This window comes from Xanthomonas sp. 3307 (genome assembly GCF_014199735.1).
GTDB lineage: Bacteria > Pseudomonadota > Gammaproteobacteria > Xanthomonadales > Xanthomonadaceae > Xanthomonas_A > Xanthomonas_A rydalmerensis.
On sequence record NZ_JACHOG010000001.1, the window covers coordinates 269,942 to 289,748 of the forward strand.

Annotated in this window: 18 protein-coding genes; 8 read left to right on the plus strand and 10 right to left on the minus strand. The window is 70.7% G+C overall.

Annotated features, from left to right (window positions below):
* Positions 1 to 12 precede the first annotated feature (12 nt).
* Both GGR64_RS01200 and GGR64_RS01205 read right to left on the minus strand, forming a co-directional pair.
* A complete protein-coding gene (locus tag GGR64_RS01200; RefSeq protein WP_160969693.1) occupies positions 13 to 1,842 on the minus strand; it encodes an ABC transporter ATP-binding protein in 1,830 nt (609 codons plus the stop codon).
* A gap of 266 nt (positions 1,843 to 2,108) precedes the next feature.
* Positions 2,109 to 3,707 (minus strand): serine hydrolase, encoded by a 1,599-nt coding sequence (locus GGR64_RS01205; protein WP_184644241.1) that lies wholly within the window; start codon positions 3,705 to 3,707, stop codon positions 2,109 to 2,111.
* A 217-nt stretch (positions 3,708 to 3,924) separates the two neighbouring features.
* Here GGR64_RS01205 and GGR64_RS01210 point away from each other — a divergent pair, with 217 nt between their 5' ends.
* The 3 genes from GGR64_RS01210 (at position 3,925) to GGR64_RS01220 (ending at position 6,939) form a co-directional block, all read left to right on the plus strand.
* Positions 3,925 to 4,764: a DUF72 domain-containing protein gene (locus GGR64_RS01210; protein WP_184643441.1), complete on the plus strand. Its 840-nt coding sequence runs from the start codon at positions 3,925 to 3,927 to the stop codon at positions 4,762 to 4,764.
* Between the two features lie 200 nt (positions 4,765 to 4,964).
* Positions 4,965 to 5,939, plus strand: a complete 975-nt coding sequence (locus GGR64_RS01215) for a 2-keto-3-deoxygluconate permease (protein ID WP_160969687.1) — start codon at positions 4,965 to 4,967, stop codon at positions 5,937 to 5,939.
* Between the two features lie 52 nt (positions 5,940 to 5,991).
* Positions 5,992 to 6,939 (plus strand): DMT family transporter, encoded by a 948-nt coding sequence (locus tag GGR64_RS01220; protein WP_017916225.1) that lies wholly within the window; start codon positions 5,992 to 5,994, stop codon positions 6,937 to 6,939.
* A 283-nt stretch (positions 6,940 to 7,222) separates the two neighbouring features.
* On the opposite strand, the gene GGR64_RS01225 is transcribed toward GGR64_RS01220, so the two are convergent.
* The 3 genes from GGR64_RS01225 to GGR64_RS01235 all read right to left on the minus strand — a co-directional run bounded on the left by GGR64_RS01225 (position 7,223) and on the right by GGR64_RS01235 (position 11,335).
* Positions 7,223 to 8,290, minus strand: coding sequence for a sensor domain-containing diguanylate cyclase (locus GGR64_RS01225; protein ID WP_160969685.1), 1,068 nt, complete (start codon positions 8,288 to 8,290; stop codon positions 7,223 to 7,225).
* A 133-nt stretch (positions 8,291 to 8,423) separates the two neighbouring features.
* Positions 8,424 to 9,143 (minus strand): pseudouridine synthase, encoded by a 720-nt coding sequence (locus GGR64_RS01230; protein ID WP_160969683.1) that lies wholly within the window; start codon positions 9,141 to 9,143, stop codon positions 8,424 to 8,426.
* A 233-nt stretch (positions 9,144 to 9,376) separates the two neighbouring features.
* Positions 9,377 to 11,335 carry a DEAD/DEAH box helicase gene (locus tag GGR64_RS01235; RefSeq protein ID WP_184643443.1) on the minus strand — a complete coding sequence of 653 codons (1,959 nt, stop codon included), beginning with the start codon at positions 11,333 to 11,335 and terminating at the stop codon, positions 9,377 to 9,379.
* Between the two features lie 261 nt (positions 11,336 to 11,596).
* Between GGR64_RS01235 and GGR64_RS01240 the strand changes: the two genes are divergently transcribed.
* Together GGR64_RS01240 and GGR64_RS01245 are read left to right on the plus strand one after the other, a co-directional pair.
* Complete coding sequence (locus GGR64_RS01240; RefSeq protein ID WP_160961478.1) at positions 11,597 to 11,818, plus strand: RNA-binding S4 domain-containing protein; 222 nt, start codon at positions 11,597 to 11,599, stop codon at positions 11,816 to 11,818.
* Positions 11,819 to 11,885: 67 nt separating this feature from the next.
* Positions 11,886 to 12,215 carry a hypothetical protein gene (locus GGR64_RS01245; RefSeq protein WP_184643445.1) on the plus strand — a complete coding sequence of 110 codons (330 nt, stop codon included), beginning with the start codon at positions 11,886 to 11,888 and terminating at the stop codon, positions 12,213 to 12,215.
* Positions 12,216 to 12,431: 216 nt separating this feature from the next.
* Here the strand turns inward: GGR64_RS01245 and ubiM are convergent, their stop codons facing one another.
* The 5 genes from ubiM to GGR64_RS01270 form a co-directional block, all read right to left on the minus strand.
* Complete coding sequence (ubiM, locus tag GGR64_RS01250) at positions 12,432 to 13,619, minus strand: 5-demethoxyubiquinol-8 5-hydroxylase UbiM (RefSeq protein WP_184643447.1); 1,188 nt, start codon at positions 13,617 to 13,619, stop codon at positions 12,432 to 12,434.
* Positions 13,620 to 13,718: 99 nt separating this feature from the next.
* Positions 13,719 to 14,108 carry an MAPEG family protein gene (locus GGR64_RS01255; RefSeq protein ID WP_184448628.1) on the minus strand — a complete coding sequence of 130 codons (390 nt, stop codon included), beginning with the start codon at positions 14,106 to 14,108 and terminating at the stop codon, positions 13,719 to 13,721.
* Between the two features lie 41 nt (positions 14,109 to 14,149).
* On the minus strand, positions 14,150 to 14,731 hold the full coding sequence (locus tag GGR64_RS01260) for a DUF4019 domain-containing protein (protein WP_184643449.1): 582 nt from the start codon (positions 14,729 to 14,731) through the stop codon (positions 14,150 to 14,152).
* A gap of 65 nt (positions 14,732 to 14,796) precedes the next feature.
* Positions 14,797 to 15,057: a hypothetical protein gene (locus GGR64_RS01265; RefSeq protein ID WP_184448630.1), complete on the minus strand. Its 261-nt coding sequence runs from the start codon at positions 15,055 to 15,057 to the stop codon at positions 14,797 to 14,799.
* Positions 15,058 to 15,143: 86 nt separating this feature from the next.
* Complete coding sequence (locus tag GGR64_RS01270; RefSeq protein ID WP_260302819.1) at positions 15,144 to 16,166, minus strand: hypothetical protein; 1,023 nt, start codon at positions 16,164 to 16,166, stop codon at positions 15,144 to 15,146.
* 230 nt (positions 16,167 to 16,396) lie between these two features.
* Here GGR64_RS01270 and GGR64_RS01275 point away from each other — a divergent pair, with 230 nt between their 5' ends.
* The 3 genes from GGR64_RS01275 (at position 16,397) to GGR64_RS01285 (ending at position 19,782) form a co-directional block, all read left to right on the plus strand.
* Complete coding sequence (locus GGR64_RS01275) at positions 16,397 to 17,869, plus strand: DNA-3-methyladenine glycosylase 2 (protein ID WP_184643451.1); 1,473 nt, start codon at positions 16,397 to 16,399, stop codon at positions 17,867 to 17,869.
* Positions 17,866 to 18,393, plus strand: a complete 528-nt coding sequence (locus tag GGR64_RS01280; protein ID WP_184643453.1) for a methylated-DNA--[protein]-cysteine S-methyltransferase — start codon at positions 17,866 to 17,868, stop codon at positions 18,391 to 18,393. The genes GGR64_RS01275 and GGR64_RS01280 overlap by 4 nt, the downstream gene beginning before the upstream one ends.
* A 114-nt stretch (positions 18,394 to 18,507) precedes the next feature.
* Positions 18,508 to 19,782, plus strand: coding sequence for an ectonucleotide pyrophosphatase/phosphodiesterase (locus tag GGR64_RS01285; protein WP_184643455.1), 1,275 nt, complete (start codon positions 18,508 to 18,510; stop codon positions 19,780 to 19,782).
* The last annotated feature ends 25 nt before the right edge of the window (positions 19,783 to 19,807 follow it).

Below are 19,807 nucleotides of genomic sequence, written 5' to 3' on the forward strand. Positions count from 1 at the left end.
TCCGGCGAAATCCTATTCCGCCGCGACGAAGCCGCCGGTCTGGCGCGCCCACAGCCGCGCGTACAGGCCGCCACGGGCGACCAGTTCGGCATGTGTGCCGGTCTCGACGATGACGCCGCGGTCCATCACCACCAGCCGGTCCATCCGCGCGATGGTGGAGAGCCGGTGGGCGATCGCGATCACCGTCTTGCCGGCCATCAGCTCGTCCAGGCTGTCCTGGATCGCCGCTTCCACTTCCGAATCCAGCGCCGAGGTGGCCTCGTCCAGGATCAGGATCGGCGCGTCCTTGAGCAGCACGCGCGCGATGGCGATGCGCTGGCGCTGGCCGCCGGACAGCTTGACCCCGCGCTCGCCGACCTGCGCGTCGTAGCCGCGCAGGCCTTCGCCGTCCACCAACTGCTCGATGAACTCGGCGGCGCGCGCCTTCGCCACCGCCGCGTGCAACTGCGCCTCGCTGGCGTCGGGGCGGCCGTACAGCAGGTTGTCGCGGATCGAGCGATGCAGCAGCGAGGTGTCCTGGGTGACCAGGCCGATCTGCTGACGCAGGCTTTCCTGGGTGACGCCGGCGATGTCCTGCCCGTCGATCAGGATGCGGCCCTGCTCCAGGTCGTACAGCCGCAGCAGCACGTTGACCAGGGTCGACTTGCCGGCGCCGGACGGCCCGACCAGGCCGATCTTCTCACCCGCGCGCACCTGCAGGTCGAGCCCGGCGATGACCCCGCCGCGCTTGCCGTAGTGGAAGTGGATGTGCTCGAAGTGCACCGCGCCACGCTGCACGCGCAGCGGCACCGCGTCGGCGCGATCCTGCACCTGCGCCGGCTGCGCGATGGTCTCCATGCCGTCCTGCACCGCGCCGATGTCTTCGAACAGGCCGTTGACCGTCCACATGATCCAGCCGGACATGTTGTGGATGCGGATCACCAGGCCGGTGGCCACGGTGATCGCGCCCACGCTGATCTGGCCGCGGTTCCACAGCCACAGCGCCAGGCCGGAGGTCCCGACGATCAGGAAGCCGTTGGCGATGGCGATGGCGGTATCCATCGCCGTGGTCATGCGGGTCTGCCGGCGATGCTTGACCGCCAGTTCGTCGATCGCCTCGCGCACATAGCCCTGCTCGCGCCCGGCATGCGAGAACAACTTGAGCGTGGCGATGTTGGTGTAGCCGTCGACGATGCGCCCCATCGCCTTGGAGCGCGCGTCCGAGGCGATCCAGGCGCGCTGTTTCATCCGCGGCACGAAGTAGACCATCAACCCCACGTAGACCAGCAGCCACGCGATCAGCGGCACCATCAGCCACGGGTCGGCCTGGGCGAACAGCCACAGCGCGCTGGTCGTGTAGACCAGGATGTACCACAGCGCATCGACCATCTGCACCGCCGACTCGCGCAGCGAGGTCCCGGTCTGCATCACCCGGTTGGCGATGCGCCCGGCGAAGTCGTTCTGGAAGAAGCCCAGGCTCTGCCGCACCACGTAGTTGTGCATCAACCAGCGCGCGCGGTTGCTGAGGCCGGGCACGATCGCCTGGTTCACCAGCAGGTTGTGCAGGCCGACGAAGAACGGCCGCGCCACCAGCACGATCAGCGCCATCCACAGCAGTTCGCCGGCGTGGCGCTGGAAGAAATCCGGCCCCGGCTGCTCGGCGACCATGTCGACGATGCGGCCGAGGAAATCGAACATCGCCACTTCCACCAGCGCCAGCAGCAACCCCGCCACCACCGTGGCCAGCAGCAGCGGCCACAACGGGCGCAGGTAGTGCAGATAGAAGCGCACCACCCCGCGCGGCGGCATCTGGGTCTCGACCTTCGGGAAGACCTCGATCAGGGACTCGAACCAGCGGAACATCGCGACGCCACGCTAAAAAGGGGCGTCAGGGTAGCGTATCTGGCGTCACGTCCCGTGACGCTGGGAATGGGGATTCGGGATTCGAGGTGAAGCCGAGATTAGGGAGTCGGGATTGGGGATTCGCAAGAGCGGCCTCCCGCCCGCATGGCGCCTATCGCTTTCTGTTGTAGGAGCGGCTTCAGCCGCGACCAGGCGTTATCGGTAACACCTGGTCGCGGCTGAAGCCGCTCCTACGGATCCCGAATCCCCACTCCCGAATCCCGGCCTCACTCCGGCGTCAGCACCAGATCCTGGAAATCGAAGCTGAAATCGGTCAACGGCGAGATCGCCTGCATGCGCGCCTCGCGCACCTTGCCGTCGGGCGTCAGCGCGAAATTGACGAAGGCGTCGGCGTTGAGCGAGCGGTCGCGCCAGCGCACGATGAAGGTGTCGTGCTGCCAGTGCTCCAGTGTGCCGACCAGCTGCGCGGTCTTGCTGAACTGCAGTTCCAGGCGCTTGCCCTGCTGGCGCACCACCACGTCGCCATACCAGGGGTCGCGGTAGGTGCCGGCGTAGCCGGACAACGGCAGCGACGGCGTGGACTTGGCGTCGCGCGCAGCCACGTGCTTGGCCCAGTCCTCGTCGGCGCTGGCGTCGGCCTTGGCCACGGCCTTGGCGTAGGCGGCGGTCCAGTCGGTCGCCGGCGCGCCCAGGTAAGCGTCCAGCACCCGCAGGGTGATGGCATTGAAGGCGGCGCCGACCTCCTGATTGGTCAGCACGATCACGCCCAGCTTGTGCTCCGGCACCAGGGTCAGCCGCGAGACCATGCCCGGCCAGCCGCCGGTGTGCCAGACCAGCTTGGCGCCGCGATAATCGCTCAGGCTCCAGCCCTCGCCGTAGCCGGCGAAGTTCGGCTTGGCCGGCAGCAGTTCCGGCACGCTCGGCTCGGACACCGCGATCGGCGTGATCATCTGCCACATCTCCTGCTGGCGCTGGGCGCTGAACAGCTGCCGCGTCTGACCATCGGCCGACGGCAGGCGCCCGCCGTCGAGCTGCACCTGCATCCACTTGGCCATGTCGTGCACGTTGGCGTAGATGCCGCCGGCGCCGGAATTGTTGGACCAGGTCAGCGGCGCCACCGTGCGCAACTCGCGGAAATCGAACTTAGCGTGGCCGACCGCGGCTGCATCGCCGGGCTGCAGGTGATCGCTGTTGATGCGCGCGCCGGTCATGCCCACCGGCACGAAGATGCGCTGGCGCACGAACTCGGCGTAGCTCTGCCCGGACACCTGTTCGATCAGCTTCTGGGCTACGGCATACAGGATGTTGTCGTAGGCGTAGCGGTCGCGGAAACCGCCCTTCAGCGGCACGTGCGCCAGGCGCCGCACCACTTCTTCGTTGCTGTAGCTGGTGGCTGGCCAGAACAACAGGTCGCCGGCACCGAGGCTCAGGCCGCTGCGATGGCTGAGCAGGTCGCGCACGCGCATCTCGCGGGTGACATAGGCATCGGACATCTGGAACCACGGCAGGTGATCTACCACCCGGTCCTCGAGCTTGAGCTTGCCTTCGTCGGCCAGGATCGACAGCGCCGCGGAGGTGAAGGCCTTGGTATTGGAGGCGATCGCGAACAGGGTCTGCGCATCCACCGGCTCCGGCTTGCCGAGTTCGCGCACGCCGTAGCCGCGCTCAAGCACCACCTTCCCGTCCTTGACGATGGCGATGGCGATGCCCGGCACGTCGAACTGCTTGCGCACGCGCTCCACCTGCGCATCGAGATCCTGCAAGGCCGGCGGCAGCGCGGCCGGGGCCGGCGCAGGAGTCGACGTGGGGGCCGGCGCCTGCGCCTGCACGGTGGCGCTCACCGCCAACAACAGGCCGCAGCCCATCGAGATGCTCTTCAACTGCGTCGCTCCTGAAAGAACCAAGGGAAAGGGACCGGCCGGCGCGGGCTGCGGCGCAGGCCCAGCCACGCGGGCGTCGCCGCCGAGTGTAGGCCAGCGCGTGCGCAGGCGGCAGTGCCGCGCTGCAGGGCCGCGCCGCAGACGGTGCGACGACGCCGCGCTGCGGCACAATCGGGTCTTCCCCCTCCGCACGCGCACCCGCATGAACGATCTTTTCGACTCCGCCCCGGCCGCGCCGGACGGCATCCGCGTCGGCATCGGCGGCTGGACTTACGCGCCGTGGCGCGGCGGCATGTTCTATCCGCAGGGCCTGGTGCAGCGCCGCGAGCTGGAATACGCCAGCCGCCACGTCACCAGCATCGAGATCAACGGCACCTACTACGGCGCGCAGAAGCCGGACACCTATGCGCGCTGGCGCGACGAGACGCCGCCGGGTTTCCTGTTCTCGGCCAAGGCGCCCAAGCGCATCACCACGCTGCGGCGGTTGGCCGGCGCCGGCACGCAGATCGAGGATTTCGTCGGCGGCATCGCCAGTCTCGGCGACCGCCTCGGCCCGCTGCTGTGGCAGTTCGAGCACGGCCATCGCCTGGACCTGGAGGACCTGGCCGCGTTCCTGGACCTGCTGCCGCGCAAGGCCGGCGGACGCCGGCTGCGCCACGTGCTGGAAGTGCGCGACCCGGCTTGCGTCGGCCCGGAACTGCTGCAGCTGACCCGCCGGCACGGCGTCGCCACGGTATTCACCGATTCGCCCGAGTTCCCCTCCTTCGCCGACCTCAGCACCGACTTCGTCTATGCGCGACTGATGCGCAGCCGCGCCGACGTCGCCCATGGCTACCCGCCTAAGGAACTGCAGGCCTGGGCCGCGCACGCGCAGGCCTGGCGCCGCGGCGAGGATCCGCAGGCGCTGCCGCACGCCGACACGACCGTGGCCAAGACCACGCCGCGCGAGGTCTTCGTCTACTTCATCAGCGCCGCCAAGGAACGCAATCCCGCAGCGGCGATGGCCCTGCTGAAGATCCTCGGGTCCGCCGCACAGGCGTGACGCGCTGTGCCGCACGCACGCGACGTGCGGCACAGCGCAAGCGCGACCGCCGACGCCGCGGTCGCACGACGGCTGAACCGGGCATCGACCGCGCACACCCGGCGACACCTGGCAGTCGCCGCACTGCGGTACAACAGCGCCGGTCCGGTGCCATCGCCGGGCCGCGGCTCCGGCCGCGCCTCCACACGCGGAGCCCATCGATGCGGATCAAGCGCACGCTCGAACGTCTTCCCGGCGGCATGATGCTGGCGCCGCTGCTGCTGGGCGCCCTCTGCCACACCCTGTGGCCGCAGGCCGGCGCCTGGTTCGGCTCGTTCACCCAAGGCCTGATCGGCGGGCTGGTGCCGATCCTGGCGGTGTGGTGCTTCTGCCTGGGCGCCTCGATCCGGCTGCGCAGCGGCGGCCGCGTGCTGCGCGCCTCCGGCGTGCTGGTGCTGACCAAGATCGCGGTGGCGTGGCTGACCGCGGTGATCGCCGCGCGCCTGCTGCCGCCGGGCGGCATCGTCGCTGGCGTGTGGAGCGGCATGTCGGTGCTGGCGCTGGTCGCGGCGATGGACATGACCAATGCCGGCCTGTTCGCCGCGCTCATGCAGCAGTACGGCGGCCGCGGCGAGGCCGGCGCGATGGCGCTGATGTCGCTGGAATCCGGGCCACTGGTGACCATGCTGATCCTCGGCACTGCCGGCGTCGCCAGTTTCGAACCGCGGCTGCTGCTCGGCGCAGTGCTGCCGCTGCTGGCTGGTTTCGTGCTCGGCAATCTGGACCCGGCGCTGCGCGCCCTGTTCGCACGGGCGGTGCCGGCGCTGATCCCGTTCTTCGCCTTCGCCCTGGGCAATACCCTGGACCTGCGCATGGTCGCCCACGCCGGCGTGGCCGGGGTCGCGCTCGGCCTGCTGGTGATCGTGGCGACCGGGATCCCGCTGCTGCTGGCCGATCGCTGGCTGGCCGGCGGTAACGGCAGCGCCGGCCTCGCCGCCTCCAGCACCGCCGGCGCCGCGGTGGCCACGCCGGCATTGGTGGCGGCAGTAGCGCCGCAGTTCCAGGCCACCGCGCCGGCCGCGACCGCGCTGGTGGCGACCTCGGTGGTGGTGACGGCGCTGCTGGTGCCGCCGCTCACCGCCGCCTATGCGCGCAGGATGGCGCGGACCGCGTCGCCGTCCGCAGCGAACGCCTGATCCGCGCCCCGATCTGCGACCGTCGCGCCGCGCTTTGCGCGACAATATGCGGATGCCGATGCACCCCACCACCAAAGCCCAGCTGCAAATCCATTTCTGCGTCCTGCTGTGGGGAATCACCGCGATTCTCGGCAAGCTGATCACCCTGCCCGCGTTGCCGCTGGTGTGGTGGCGGATGCTGATGGTGGTGGCCGCGCTGGCCCTGCTGCCGCGGGTGTGGCGCGGCCTGGCCGCACTGACCCCGAAACTGGCGCTGGGCTACGCCGTGGTCGGCGCCCTGGTCGGCCTGCACTGGCTGACCTTCTACGGCGCGATCAAGCTGGCCAATGCCTCGGTGGCGGCGACCTGCATCGCGCTGGCACCGGTGTTCACCGCGGTGATCGAACCGTGGGTGGCGAAGCGGCCGTTCCGCCCCAGCGAACTGGCCTTCGGCCTGGCGGTGCTGCCGGGCGTGGCCCTGGTGGTCGGCGGCGTGCCGCACGGGATGCGCGCCGGCGTGGCGGTCGGTGCGGTATCGGCGCTGCTGGTGGCGGCCTTCGGCTCGCTCAACAAGCGCCTGGTCGACCACGCCGATCCGCTGACCGTGACCGCGCTGGAACTGGGCGCCGGCACCCTCACCCTCACCGCGCTGGCGCCGTTGCTGCCGTTCGTGCTGCCGGCCCTGAGCGGGCCCTTGCTGGTGCTGCCCAGTCTGCACGACACCGCCCTGCTGCTCGCGCTGGCGCTGCTGTGCACGCTGTTGCCGTTCGCCCTGGCCCTGGTCGCGCTGCGTCGGCTCAGCGCCTATGCGGTGCAGCTGGTCACCAACCTGGAACCGGTCTACGCGATCGTGTTCGCGATCGTGCTGCTGGACGAGCAGCGCCAGCTCACCGGGCTGTTCTACCTCGGCGTGGCGGTGATCCTGGGCGCGGTGTTCCTGCATCCGCTGCTGACGCGCACGCGCCCGGTGCAGCACCCGGAACTGCTGGCGACCTGCGAGGCGAAGAACGTGGTCGAGTGAGCGCTGGCGCGCTCCCTCCCGGGATTGGGGATTGGAGATTCGGGATTGGCCCCGTCCTGCACATTTGCGGCATGGCCGCAGGCCAACGCGAAGGGCGTGGCATGCTCGACATTCCTAGCCCCTCTCCCCCCGGGAGAGGGGTTGGGGTGAGGGTACGGCGCGAAAGCGTCTGGCGGAATGTAAGTGCGCGAGGCGACGCGCCTACCCTCATCCGCTCCTGCGGGGCATCTTCTTCCAGCAGTAAGGATCCTAAGTATCGTCCCGCCGCGACGAGATAGCGCGCCTACGCCGCCAGCGACACGCAATCGCGGCCGGCGCGCTTGGCCTCGTACAGGGCCTGGTCGGCACGCTTGAGCAGGTCCTCGGCGCTCTCGCGGCCCTGCAACGTCGCCACGCCGATGCTGGCGGTGAGCGGCACGCCGAGCTGCAGCAGGCTGGTGTCCTGGCGCAGGCGCTCGCAGGTGCGCACCGCCTGCGCCGCGTCCAGGCCCGGCAGCAGCAGCGCGAACTCCTCGCCGCCGTAGCGCGCGACCACGCTGTCCGGCGACATCCGCGTGCGCAGCATGTCGGCCAGCGCCAGCAACACCTCGTCGCCCTTGTCGTGGCCGTGCAGGTCGTTGACGCTCTTGAAGTAATCCAGGTCCAGGATCGCCACGCTGAGCGGCGCGGCGCCCCGTTGCGCCGCCTCGGCATGGGTCATCAGGGCGGTGGCGAAGGCGCGGCGGTTGAGCAGGCCGGTCAGCGGATCGGTGCGCGCCTGCTCCAGCAGTTCGGCGTTGAGCGATTCCAGCGAGTGCTGGTACTGCAGCAACTGCTGCTCGTACCAGGCGCGTTCGCGCAGCTGCAGCGCCAGCGCATGGCTGCTGCGGCGCAGCTCGATCAACTGCATCACCTGCCGCGACAACGCCTGCAGCGCCGCCAGTTGTTCCGGCTGCAGGGTCCGCGGACGGTTGTCGAGCACGCACACGGTGCCGACCGGCAGGCCGTCACGGGTCAGCAGCGGCGCGCCCGCATAGAACCGCACGCCGCCCTCGGTGACCAGCGGATTGTGCTGGAAGCGCGCATCGGCGGTGGCGTCGGCGACCACCATCACCTGCTCCGGGGTCAGGATGGTATGGCCGCAGAAGGACTCGTCGCGCGCGGTGCTCAACAGGCGGACGTTGCGCTGCGCCTTCAACCATTGGCGCTCGTCGTCCACCAGCGAGATCAGCGCAGAGGGCGTGTCGCACAGCTTGGCGGCGATGTCGACCAGATCGTCGTAGGACGCTTCCGGTTCGGTATCGAGGATCTGCAACGCATGCAGCGCCTGCAGGCGCGCGGCTTCGTTGTCGGGCTTGCGGGGCTTGATCACGGGGTACCTGGCAGCGGCAATGGTGCGCGTTGCGCAGTATGGCCATATCCGCGGCGGACGCCAGTCCTGGCAGGCGCGCCGCCTGTACAGTTTGGCCGCGCGGCGGCGGCCGACGGCCGACACTGAGACGCCGTTACCACTCCTGGCGCTGCGGCAGCAGGCCGCGCAGTTCCTGCTCGGAGAGATTGCGCCACTGGCCCGGCTTCAGCGCGCCGATCTTGATGTTGTCGATGCGCACGCGGCGCAACTGGGTGACGCGGTAGTCGAAGGCCGCGGCCATCAACCGGATCTGCCGGTTGAGCCCCTGCTCCAGCACGATGCGGAACCCGAACTTGGCGATCCGCGCGGTGCGGCACGGCAGCGTCATCTGGTCGTGCACGCGCACGCCACGCGCCATGCCGCGCAGGAATTCGTCGGTGACCGGCTTGTTCACCGCCACCAGATATTCCTTCTGGTGGCGGTTCTCCGCGCGCAGGATCTCGTTGACGATATCGCCGTTGCTGGTCATCAGGATCAGCCCCTCGGACTCCTTGTCCAGGCGCCCGATCGGGAAGATACGCTGCTCGTGCCCAACGAAGTCGACGATGTTGCCCTTGACCGCGCTCTCGGTGGTGCAGGTCACCCCGACCGGCTTGTTCAGCGCGATGTAGACGTGGCGGCGCCCGCTCTTGGCCTTGGCGCGCGCACGCAGCGGCTGCCCGTCGACCTTGACCTCATCGCCCTCGCCCACCACCGAACCGACACCGCCCGGCATGCCGTTGACGGTGACCCGGCGCGCGGCGATCAGCCGATCGGCCTCGCGGCGCGAGCAAAAACCGGTCTCGGCGATGTGCTTGTTGAGGCGGACTGGCATGGGGCGGGGATTCGGGATTGGGAATTAGGGATTCGCTAAAGCGGGCGATCGTGTACGGCGACGCTACGGGGAGCCAGGCAGTGCAAGGCGGCAGGCGGTGGGCGGACGCGACCGGGCTGCGGCGCGCATGCCCACGTCACGGCAGGGACGCGACCTGCCCGACGGCACGGGCGACATCAGGATCAGGGAACGCTACAACGAATCCCCAATCCCGACTCCCCAATCCCCGCGCCTCAGCGCTTCGGCGGCCCCTTGCGCGGCGGGCGGTCGGCGGCGAAGCGGCCGGCCGGGCGCGGGCCGGCGGCATTGGGCTTGCCGCCGGGCTTGCCGGTACGGGCGAACTTCGGCTTGAACGGCGCGCTGCCGGCATCGTCGCCCTCGAGCTTGCGCATCTGAAGCTGCTGGCCGGACACCCAAACCTTCTTCAGGTGCGTCAGCAACTCGCGCGGCATGTCCGCCGGCAGGTCCAGGACCGAATGATCGTCATGGATGTCGATGCGGCCGATGTACTTGCTCTCCAGCCCGGCTTCGTTGGCGATCGCGCCGACGATGTTGGCCGGCTTGACGCCGTGTTGGTGGCCGACCTCGATGCGGTAGGTCTCCATGCCCACTTCCGGCGCGCCGCGCGGCGCTTTCGGCGCCTTGTCGCGGCGCGGCGCCTCGAAGCTGCCGACATCGCGGTGGTAGTCGAAATCCTCGCCGCGCGCAGCCGGGGCCGGACGCGCCGGACGCTCGCCGTCGTCGCGGCGCGGCGCACGCGGCTCGCGCTCGAACTTCGGCTCGAAACGGGGACGTTCCGGGCGCTCGGTGCGCTCGGTGCGCTCGCGGCGCTCGAAGCGTTCGCCTTGCGGGGCACGCGGACGGTCCGGGGCCAGCAGCAGCGGCGTATCGCCCTGCAGCAGGCGCGCCAGCGCCGCGGCCACTTCCACCATCGGTACGTTCTTCTCGGCCTCGAACTTCTGCAGCAGATCGCGGTACATGTCGATGCCACCGCTGGCGATGGTCTCGCTGATCTTCTCCATGAAGCGGGTCACGCGCTGGTCGTTGACCGCGTCGACGCTGGGCAGCTGCATTTCCTCGATCGGCTGCCGGGTGGCACGCTCGATCGCGCGCAGCATGCCGCGCTCGCGCGGGCTGACGAACAGGATCGCCTCGCCGCTGCGCCCGGCACGGCCGGTGCGGCCGATGCGGTGCACGTAGCTTTCGGTGTCGTAGGGGATGTCGTAGTTCAGCACGTGGCTGATCCGCTCCACGTCCAGGCCGCGCGCGGCCACGTCAGTGGCGACCAGGACGTCGAGCTTGCCGTCCTTGAGCTGCTGGATCACCCGCTCGCGCTGCGCCTGCTGGATATCGCCGTTGATCGCCGCCGCGGCCAGCCCGCGCGCCTGCAGCTTCTGCGCCAGTTCGTCGGTGCCGGCCTTGGTGCGCGCGAAGATGATCATCGCGTCGAACGGCTCGACTTCCAGGATCCGGGTCAGCGCGTCGAGCTTGTGCAGCCCGCTCACCGCCCAGTAGCGCTGGCGGATATTGGCCGAGGTGGTGGTCTTGGAGGCGATGATCACCTCGGCCGGGTCGTTCAGATAGGTCTGCGCGATGCGCTTGATCGCCGGCGGCATGGTCGCCGAGAACAGCGCCACCTGGCGCGAGTCGGGCAGCTTCTTCAGCACCGCCTCGACATCGTCGATGAAGCCCATGCGCAGCATCTCGTCGGCTTCGTCCAGCACCAGCGTTCTCAGTTCGGACAGGTCCAGGGTGCCGCGGTCGAGATGGTCGATGACGCGCCCGGGGGTGCCCACCACCACGTGCACGCCGCGCTTGAGCGCCGACAGCTGCTGCACGTAGGGCTGGCCGCCGTACACCGGCAGCACCTGGAAGCCGGGGATCGCCGCGGCGTAGCGGTGGAACGCCTCGGCCACCTGGATCGCCAGTTCGCGCGTGGGCGCCAGCACCAGCGCCTGCGGCTTGCGCTGGGCGAAATCCAGCCGCGACAGGATGGGCAGCGCGAACGCGGCAGTCTTGCCGGTGCCGGTCTGGGCCTGGCCGAGCAGGTCGCGGCCGGTCAGCAGCGCCGGGATGGTGGCGGCCTGGATCGGCGAGGGCGACTCGTAGCCGACGTCGGCGACCGCCTTCATCACAGCAGGGGAGAGGCCGAGATCTGCGAACAGCAGCGGCGCGGGGGTATCTTGGGACATGGGAGACTCCGGAGGCGCCGCAGAGAACCGGCAGGCGCAAAGAAGCCCTATTGTGCCCCGTGACGGGCCGCATGTCGAAAGCGGGTGAAGGTCGCCGTTCAGCGTGGCCGCACGCGCACTATCCCACGTACCGCTTTCGCGCGCGATTCCAGGACGCGCGGGCCACCCGCATACGACCGCCGTGAGACCCAGCCGACCGAAACACTGGGCGTTTTGCCCGCGAATGACCGACAATGGGCGCCGATTTCCGAGCAACCCCCAATGCAGACCATCGATCTCCAGCTAGAAAGCGACTACGTGGAACTCAAGCACCTGTTGAAACTGACCGGCCTGTGCGACAGCGGCGGCGCGGCCAAGGCCGTGATCAGCGAAGGCCAGGTGCGCGTGGATGGCGAGGTCGAACTGCGCAAGGCCTGCAAGGTGCGCGCGGGCCAGGTGGTACAACTGGGCGACGTGCAGGTGCAGGTGCTCGGCAAGGTATGACCGCCATCGGCGAACCCGGCCTGCCATGCGCCGGCCGGCGGCGCCGGACAGCGCGGATCGCCAAACGATGCTGATCACGCTCGGCATCCGCAACATCGCGCCGTCCGCGGAAGATCCGCACCACGACGTGTACATCGTGCAGCTCGACCCCGACGCAGCGCAGCCGTTCCGCCTGGGGCAGTCCATCCGCGGCGGCCACGCGGAGCGCGGCGGTTCCATCTCCCTAGCGCTGGACGAACTGGAGGCATGGACTGGCGACTGGCGCCAGCACCTGCGCCACGCCGGCTGCGCCTGGGCCATCGCGCCGATCGAAGCGGCGCAGCGCAGCGGCGACCTGCAGAGCGCCCTCGCCGCGCTTGTCGCCGGCGCGGAACAGCGGCGCCGCGACGCCGGTTAGCCGCCGCGGAGATCGGGATTCGGGATTGAAGGTTCGCCACAGCGCCGCCCAGTGTGTATCGCGTTCCCGTGTAGGAGCGGCTTCAGCCGCGACAGGCGCCACCGGTAACGCCCATCGCGGCTGAAGCCGCTCCTACGACGGTTCAAATCCCTCCTGGCGAAAGCCAAGCCGCGCCGAGCATCGATAGACACGCATGCATCGGCACGACCGCCCCCCTCAACGCGCCATGGCCGCCACGCGCTGGGTCAGGTGCGCGGCGATCGCGCGCTTGAACGGCGCGACCCGGTCGGCCACGCGCAGCGCGGCGCTGCGCAGGGCACGCGCCGGCAGGCGGTCGTCGGTGTACAGCGCGGCGATCGCGTTGGTCGCCTCGTACAGCGGCCGCGTGGCCAGCCGGTGCCCGCGCTGGTAGCCGGCCAGCAGGTCGGGCGCGGCGATGTCGCCGCCACGCGCCACCGCCGCGTGCAGCGCGCGCGCCAGCCGCGCCTGGCTCTGCAGGCCGAAGTTGAACCCATGCGCGGTCACTGGATGCATGCCCACCGCGGCGTCGCCGATCAAGGCATAGCGCTCGGCCACGAAGCGCTGCGCGTACACCGCCACCAGCGGATAGGCCTGCGGCCGCACCAGCAGCGTCATGTCGCCCAGGCGGTGCTCGAAGCAGGCGCCGATCTCCGCCCCCAGCTCTGCCTCGTCCATCTGCAGCAGGGCCTGCGCGCGCTCCGGCGGCAGGGTCAGCACCGCCGAGGCCTCGTTGCCGTGCAACGGCAACAGCGCCATGGTGCGGCCGTAGCCGAACCACTCCCAGGCGGTCTGATGGTGCGGGCGCTCGTGGCGCACGCGGCACACCAGCATGGTGCGGCCGAAATCGCGCAGCTGCGCGCCGATCCCGCTCATGCGCCGGGTGCTGGAGAAGCGGCTGTCGGCCGCCACCACCAGGCGCGCGGCCACGCTGCGCCCGTCGGAAAGCTGCAATTGCGCCTGGCGCGCGTCGCGGCGCAGCGCCTGCACCGAGACCCCATCGAGCAGGGTCAGGCCGGGCTGGTCCTGCACCGCGGCGAACGCGGCGCGGCGGATCAGGTGGTTGGGCACCAGCCAGCCGAGATCGCCATGGCCGCCCTCGCCCGCGGCGAAGGTCAGCGCGAACGGCGAGGAGCCGTTCATCACCCGCGCATCGCGCAGCGGCGCAATCGCCTGCGGGTCGATCCGCGCCCACAGGCCCAACTGTTCCAGCAATGCCCGCGAAGCATGGGTCAGGGCGATTTCGCGGCCATCGAAGGCGGCCTCGGCCAGCGCCGCGCGCGGCTGCGGCTCGATCAGCGCCAGCGACAGGCCGCTGCCGGCCAGCGCGCGGGCGAAGCACAGGCCGGCAGGGCCGGCCCCGACGATGGCGATATCCACTTGCATGCGACGACTCCGTGATCGGACCCGGCCAGGATACGACCGCCGCGCAGCGCGTCCTTGATCTGGATCAGCGCTGCGACGATCGGTCGCAGCCCGCGCTGCTCAGAGCAACGCCCACACCAGTTGCAGGATCGCCCACAACGACACCACCCACACCAGGCTGCGCACGTACGGAACGCCGGCCGCGTACAGCGGCACGTAGGCCACCCGCGCCCACAGGTAAATCTGCGCCGACAGCGCAGTGTGCGCATCGCCCTTGCCCAGCGCCGCCACCGCCACCGCCGCGGCGGCGAAGAACGGGAAGGTCTCCAGGAAGTTGCGCAGCGCGCGGTCCAGGCGCCCGGCCACGCCGGCCGGCGGCGGTTGCGGCGCATCGCGCGCGCCGGCGTTCCACTTCAGCCCGCGCTGCGCGGTGACGAAGGCGGAGGCGAGCAGCAGTTGCGCGATCCCGAGCAGGATCGCCCAGGCCAGCATGCGGATTTCGATGGGCATCGGAGCCTCGGAGGAAAGGAAGACGGCGCGCAGCATGCCGCTCAATCGGGCATGGCAACGTGATAGCCGACCAGACGCCAGGTCTTGTCCTCGTCCAGCCGCAACGACACCAGCTCGCGCACCGGCTGCGGCGCGTTGGCGAAGCGGCTGGGGAAGCTGACGTTGACGTAGGTGCCAGGCGGCACCTGCGAGCCGGCGGCGTACTGCACGCGCGCCACGCTGGCGACGCCGCGGCCGATCAGCGCGCCCAGCCGCGCACGCGCAGCGTCGATCTCGCGCACGAACACAGCACGCGTCACCGCCTTCTTCGTTACCGCCGAGGCGCCGTCCCACAGCTCGCCAGCGCGCCCGGCATCGACCAGCTGCGCGGCGCGCAGCCCGGCCTGCGCCATCTGCGCATCCTGCTTGGCCAGCGGCCCGGGGGCAGGCACAGCGGCGCCGGCGTGGCGCGGCGCCGGTTTCGGTGCAGCGGCGGGCGCGGCAGCGGGCGTTGCTGGCGGAGCGGCGGGCGGCACGGGCGCAGCCGACGGCACTGGCGCCGCGGTTTGCGCAAAGGCGGCGCCGGCCATCAGGGCCAGCAGGACGACAGGCAGGCGAAATGCAACGGACGTGGGCAAGGACATCGCTCGGCAGCGGCGGTGGCGAGGGCCGCAGTCTACGCCGCCACGGCGGCCCCGCGCAGCGGCACCTACGGCGTCTCCTCGCCAGGCGCCACCGCCGCCGGAACGGCGTAGCGCTGACGGTGCCAGGCGCGCCAACTGGCCCACAGCGCCCAAGTGGTCGCCGCAAGCAGGCCGAACAGGCTCAGCAACGAACCGGTGCGCGCCAGCCAGGGCGCATGCAGGCCATTGGCGACGTGCAGCAGCACTTCGGCGATCACGAAACCGCCCAGCGCCAGCAAGGCCGGGGGCAGATACAGCCGCAGCATCAAGCGGGTTCCGGCGGCCATGCGCGTGCTCCGGGTTGGGATGCGGCGACGCTAGCCCCGCATCCATGCCCGCCACGTGAATGACCGGCACGCACCGCAATCTCCGTTCAGGCGCCGGGCGAGGCCAGCGGCAGCGTCGCCACGTCGATCTCCGACAAGGGGCTTTCGGCCGGACAGGCCTGGTCCGGGAATCCGAAGCGCTGCTTCAGCGCCTGGCCGCAGGCGGTCAGGCTTTCCAGATCCACATCCTTCCTGGTCTTGCACTCCTGGTCGAAGGCGACCAGGAACGCATCCTTGCGCCGCACGAAATCGTCGCCGCACTTGCGCAGTTGCTTGATCCGCTCCAGGTCGTCCTGCACCGCGTTGGTGCCGTCGAGCCCGTACTGCTTGAGTTCGTCGCTGGTAAGCAGGCGCAGACTGCGGTTGGGCACGGTCATCATCAGATCGGCCACCGCCACCGCCACGCCGTTGCGCTCCAGGTAGTCCTTGACGTTGCCATAGACCTCCTGCAACTCGCGATTGAGCTCGGCGCGCGAAGTCGCGGTGGAACTGATCCGCATCATCCGGTGGATGCCGACGTTGCCCGAGATCAGCCGGTTGTCGCCGGCGGCCAGCACGAACACGCAGGCGCTGTGGCAGACCGAGCCTTCGCGCACCCACACGGTCCAGCCGGATTCGCCGATCGCATCGCCGGCACGAATCGCCGCCTCGACCTGGCCGCCACTGGAATCCAGGTCGAGCACGCGCTTGCCGATGCCGGTCTGTTTGGCCACTTCGGCCAGGCGCCGCACCATTTCGGCGAAGCCGGCATTGATCTTGCCGACATAGCGCACCCGCATCAGCCCGCGCTCGCGGCACGGCGCCAGCGCCGCTTCGACAACGGGCCGATCCAGCCCGGCCAGCGGCTGGCCGTCGCCGGCCTCGGCGGCATAGTCGGTGTCGCAGCTGATGAAGGCCTCGCCGTTCTCCAGGGTGGCCTCGTCCCAGGCCAACGGGTCGCGCTTGGGCGCGACCGCATGCGGCGGCGGTGCCGGCGGCGTGCCGATCGAGACCATGTGCTCGCCGTCGGCGGACGGATTGTCGGCGACGGTCCGCGGCGTCGACGCAGGCTGCTGCCCGCACGCCAACAGGCCCAGGCAACACAGCGACAACCAGCAGAGTCTGAACGGAACGGCCAAGCGGAGGATCCATGGGGACACGAAAAACACAGGCGCCAGGCACCCGTGGACCTAGTCTAGTGCCGCAGCGCGGAGCCTCCCCAACTGCGCCTAAACCGCAGGCGCGACGGCCACGCGGCAGCCGCGGCATTGCTGTCCGAAAACGGCCAGTGCGCCGCGCCCGAGCCGACTAGACTGGCGCCATGCCTGCCCTCGCCGCCACCGACCACACCCTCTACGACCGCGCCCGCCAGTCGCGCGACGCGCGCTTCGACGGGGTGTTCTTCACCGCCGTGCGCAGCACCGGCATCTACTGCCGGCCGGTGTGCCCGGCGCCGCCGCCCAAGCGCAGCAACGTACGCTACTACCCCAGCGCCGCGGCCGCGGCGGCGGCCGGCTACCGGCCGTGCCTGCGCTGCCGCCCCGAACTGTCGCCGGAGGCGCAGCAGCACCTGGGCGAAGAGGTCGTGCGACGTGCGCTGGCGCTGATCGCCGAGGGTGCGCTACAGGACGCCAGCGTCGCCGCGCTGGCGGCCGAACTGGGCATCAGCGCGCGCCAGCTGCAACGCCTGTTCGTGGCCCAGCTCGGCGCCACCCCGGCGGCGGTGCACGCCACCCGGCGCCTGTTGCTGGCCAAGCAACTGCTCACCGAGACCGCCTTGCCGATCACCCAGGTGGCGCTGGCGGCCGGTTTCAACAGCCTGCGTCGCTTCAACGCCGCCTTCCTGGACGGCTGCGGCATGCCGCCCTCGGCGATCCGCAAGCAGCGCGCCGAGAGCCCCGGGGGCGATCTGGTGCTGCGCCTGGGCTATCGGCCGCCGCTGGCCTTCCCGGCGATGCTGGCGTTCCTGCGCAAGCGTGCGATCCCAGGCATCGAGCGCATCGGCGAGGCCAGCTACGAGCGCGTGCTGGGCCCGTGCGAGGCTTCCACCCGCATCCGCGTCGAGGCCGATCCGCAGCGCCACGAACTGCGCCTGCACATCGCTGCGGCCGATCCGCGCGCCATTCCCGATATCGTGCGCCGGGTACGCCGCGTGTTCGACCTGGATGCCGACCTGCGCGCGGTACATGCCACGCTCGGCGACGATCCGCTGCTGGCGCGCGCCATCGCGCGGCGTCCCGGGCTGCGCGTGCCGGGCGGCTGGGACGGGTTCGAAGTGGCGGTGCGCGCGGTGCTCGGCCAGCAGGTCAGCGTGGCCGGCGCGGCGACCCTGGCCGCGCGCCTGGTCGATCGGCACGGCGCCGCGCGGCCCGGCCAGCCGCCGGGGCTGGATCGCGCCTTCCCGACGCCGCAGGCGCTGCGCGACGCGCCGCTGGAAGCGATCGGCCTGCCGCGCTCGCGTGCGGCGACGATCCGCGCGCTGGCGCAGGCGGTGCTGGACGGCCGCCTGTCCTTCCGCGCCGGCCAGCGCCTGGACGATTTCGTCGCCCACGCCATCACCTTGCCCGGCATCGGCGCCTGGACCGCGCAGTACATCGCGCTGCGCGCGCTCGGCCAGCCCGATGCCTTCCCCGCCGGCGACCTGGTCCTGCAACGCATGCTCGGCGCGGACGGCGCACGCCTGAGCGAACGCGCCACCGAGGCGCGCGCGCAGGCCTGGCGGCCCTGGCGCGCCTACGCGGTGCTGCACCTGTGGCACCTGGCCAACGATTCTCCCGAGGAGACCCGCGCATGACCGCATCCCCGCTGTACTACGACCGCTTCGACACGCCGATCGGCCTCCTCACCGTCGCCGTCGGCAACGATGGCGTGCGCCACATCCTGTTCCCGGAAAACCGCTACGACGCCCGCGGCCGTGCCGACTGGATCCACGATCCGGCGCCGGTGCGCGAGGCACGCGAGCAATTGCTGGCCTATTTCGCCGGCGAGCGCGAACGCTTCGACCTGCCGCTGGCCCCACACGGCACGGACTTCCAGCGCCGGGTGTGGCTGGCGCTGGCCGAGATCCCGTTCGGCGCGACCTGGAGCTACGCGCAACTGGCGCAGCATCTCGGCCAGCCGCGTGCGGTGCGCGCGGTCGGCGCCGCCAACGGCCGCAACCCGCTGCCGATCGTGCTGCCCTGCCATCGGGTGATCGGCGCCAACGGCGCGCTCACCGGCTTCGGCGGCGGGCTGCCGACCAAGGCCGCGCTGCTGGCGCTGGAACGGCGCGACGGCAGCGGCACGACGTCCGGCACGATGGCGTCGCTGTTCGGCTGAGCGCAGCGAACGCTGCGGCGTCGCGCGTCGCGCGTCGCGTGTGGCACCGATGCCGATGCGCGCGCAGCGCGTCCTGTCTTCGCCACGTCACCGCGCGCGCTTTATGATGCCGCGATGATGTCCTCCGCCCTGCGTTCCACGCTCGTCTGCGCCACCCTGTTGCTCGGTGCCTGCGCCTCCACCCCTTCCACGCCGTCGCACGCGACCGCCGCGGCCGCCGCACCCAGCGCCGCAGTACCGGCGACGCTGCCAACGCCGGTGCTGTTGATCTCGATCGACGGCCTGCGCGCGGACATGCTCGATCGCGGCATCACCCCGAACCTGAGCCGCATGGTCCACGACGGCGTGCGCGCGCAATGGATGACGCCCTCCTATCCATCGCTGACCTTCCCCAACCACTACACCATCGCCACCGGCCTGCGTCCGGACCACCACGGCATCGTCCACAACAGCATGCAGGACCCACTGCTGGGCACGTTCCAGATCAGTGATCGCGCCGCAGTCGGCGACGGCCGCTGGTGGGGAGGCGAGCCGATCTGGGTCGGCGTCGAGAAAGCCGGCCTGCACGCCGCGACCTGGGCCTGGCCGGGCAGCGAGGCGGCCATCCAGGGCGTGCGCCCCAGCCGTCGCCAGGCCTTCGACGCCGACATGCCGCCGAACGCACGGGTCGATCAGGTGCTGGGCTGGCTCGACGATACCGGCGCACCGCGTCCGCAGTTGCTGACGCTGTACTTCGAACAGGTGGACGAAGCCGGCCACGACCATGGCCCGGAGTCGCGGGAATACGCGCAGGCCATCGCCAGCATCGATGCGGCGATCGGGCATCTGCTCGACGGCCTGGCGCAGCGCGGCGAACTGGACCGCATCAACCTGGTGCTGGTGTCCGACCATGGCATGGCCGCGGTGCCGCCCAAGCAGGTGCTGGCGGTCGAGGAGATGGTCCCGCCGCAACAGGTCACGGTGATCAGCTACGGGCAGTCGGTAGGCATCGCCCCGCGCCCGGGCCAGCAGGCGGCGGTGGAAGCGCGGCTGCTCGGCGCGCACCCGCAGTACGACTGCTGGCGCAAGGGCGAACTGCCGGCGCGCTGGCACTACGGCAGCAACCCGCGCATCCCGCCGATCGTGTGCCAGATGCACGAGGGCTGGGATGCGCTGCCGCGTGCGCGCATCGCCGAGAAGCCGCGCAGCCTGCGCGGCTCGCACGGCTACGACCCGGCGCTGCCGTCGATGCGTGCGGTGTTCGTCGCCCGCGGCCCGGCCTTCCGCCAGGGCGTCACCCTGGCGCCGATCGACAACGTCGACGTCTATCCCTTGCTGACCCGCCTGCTCGGCATCCCCGCCGCGCCCAACGACGGCGATCCGCAGGCGCTGCTGCCGGCGCTGCGCTAGGGCGCCCGCACGGGGCGACGCGTGC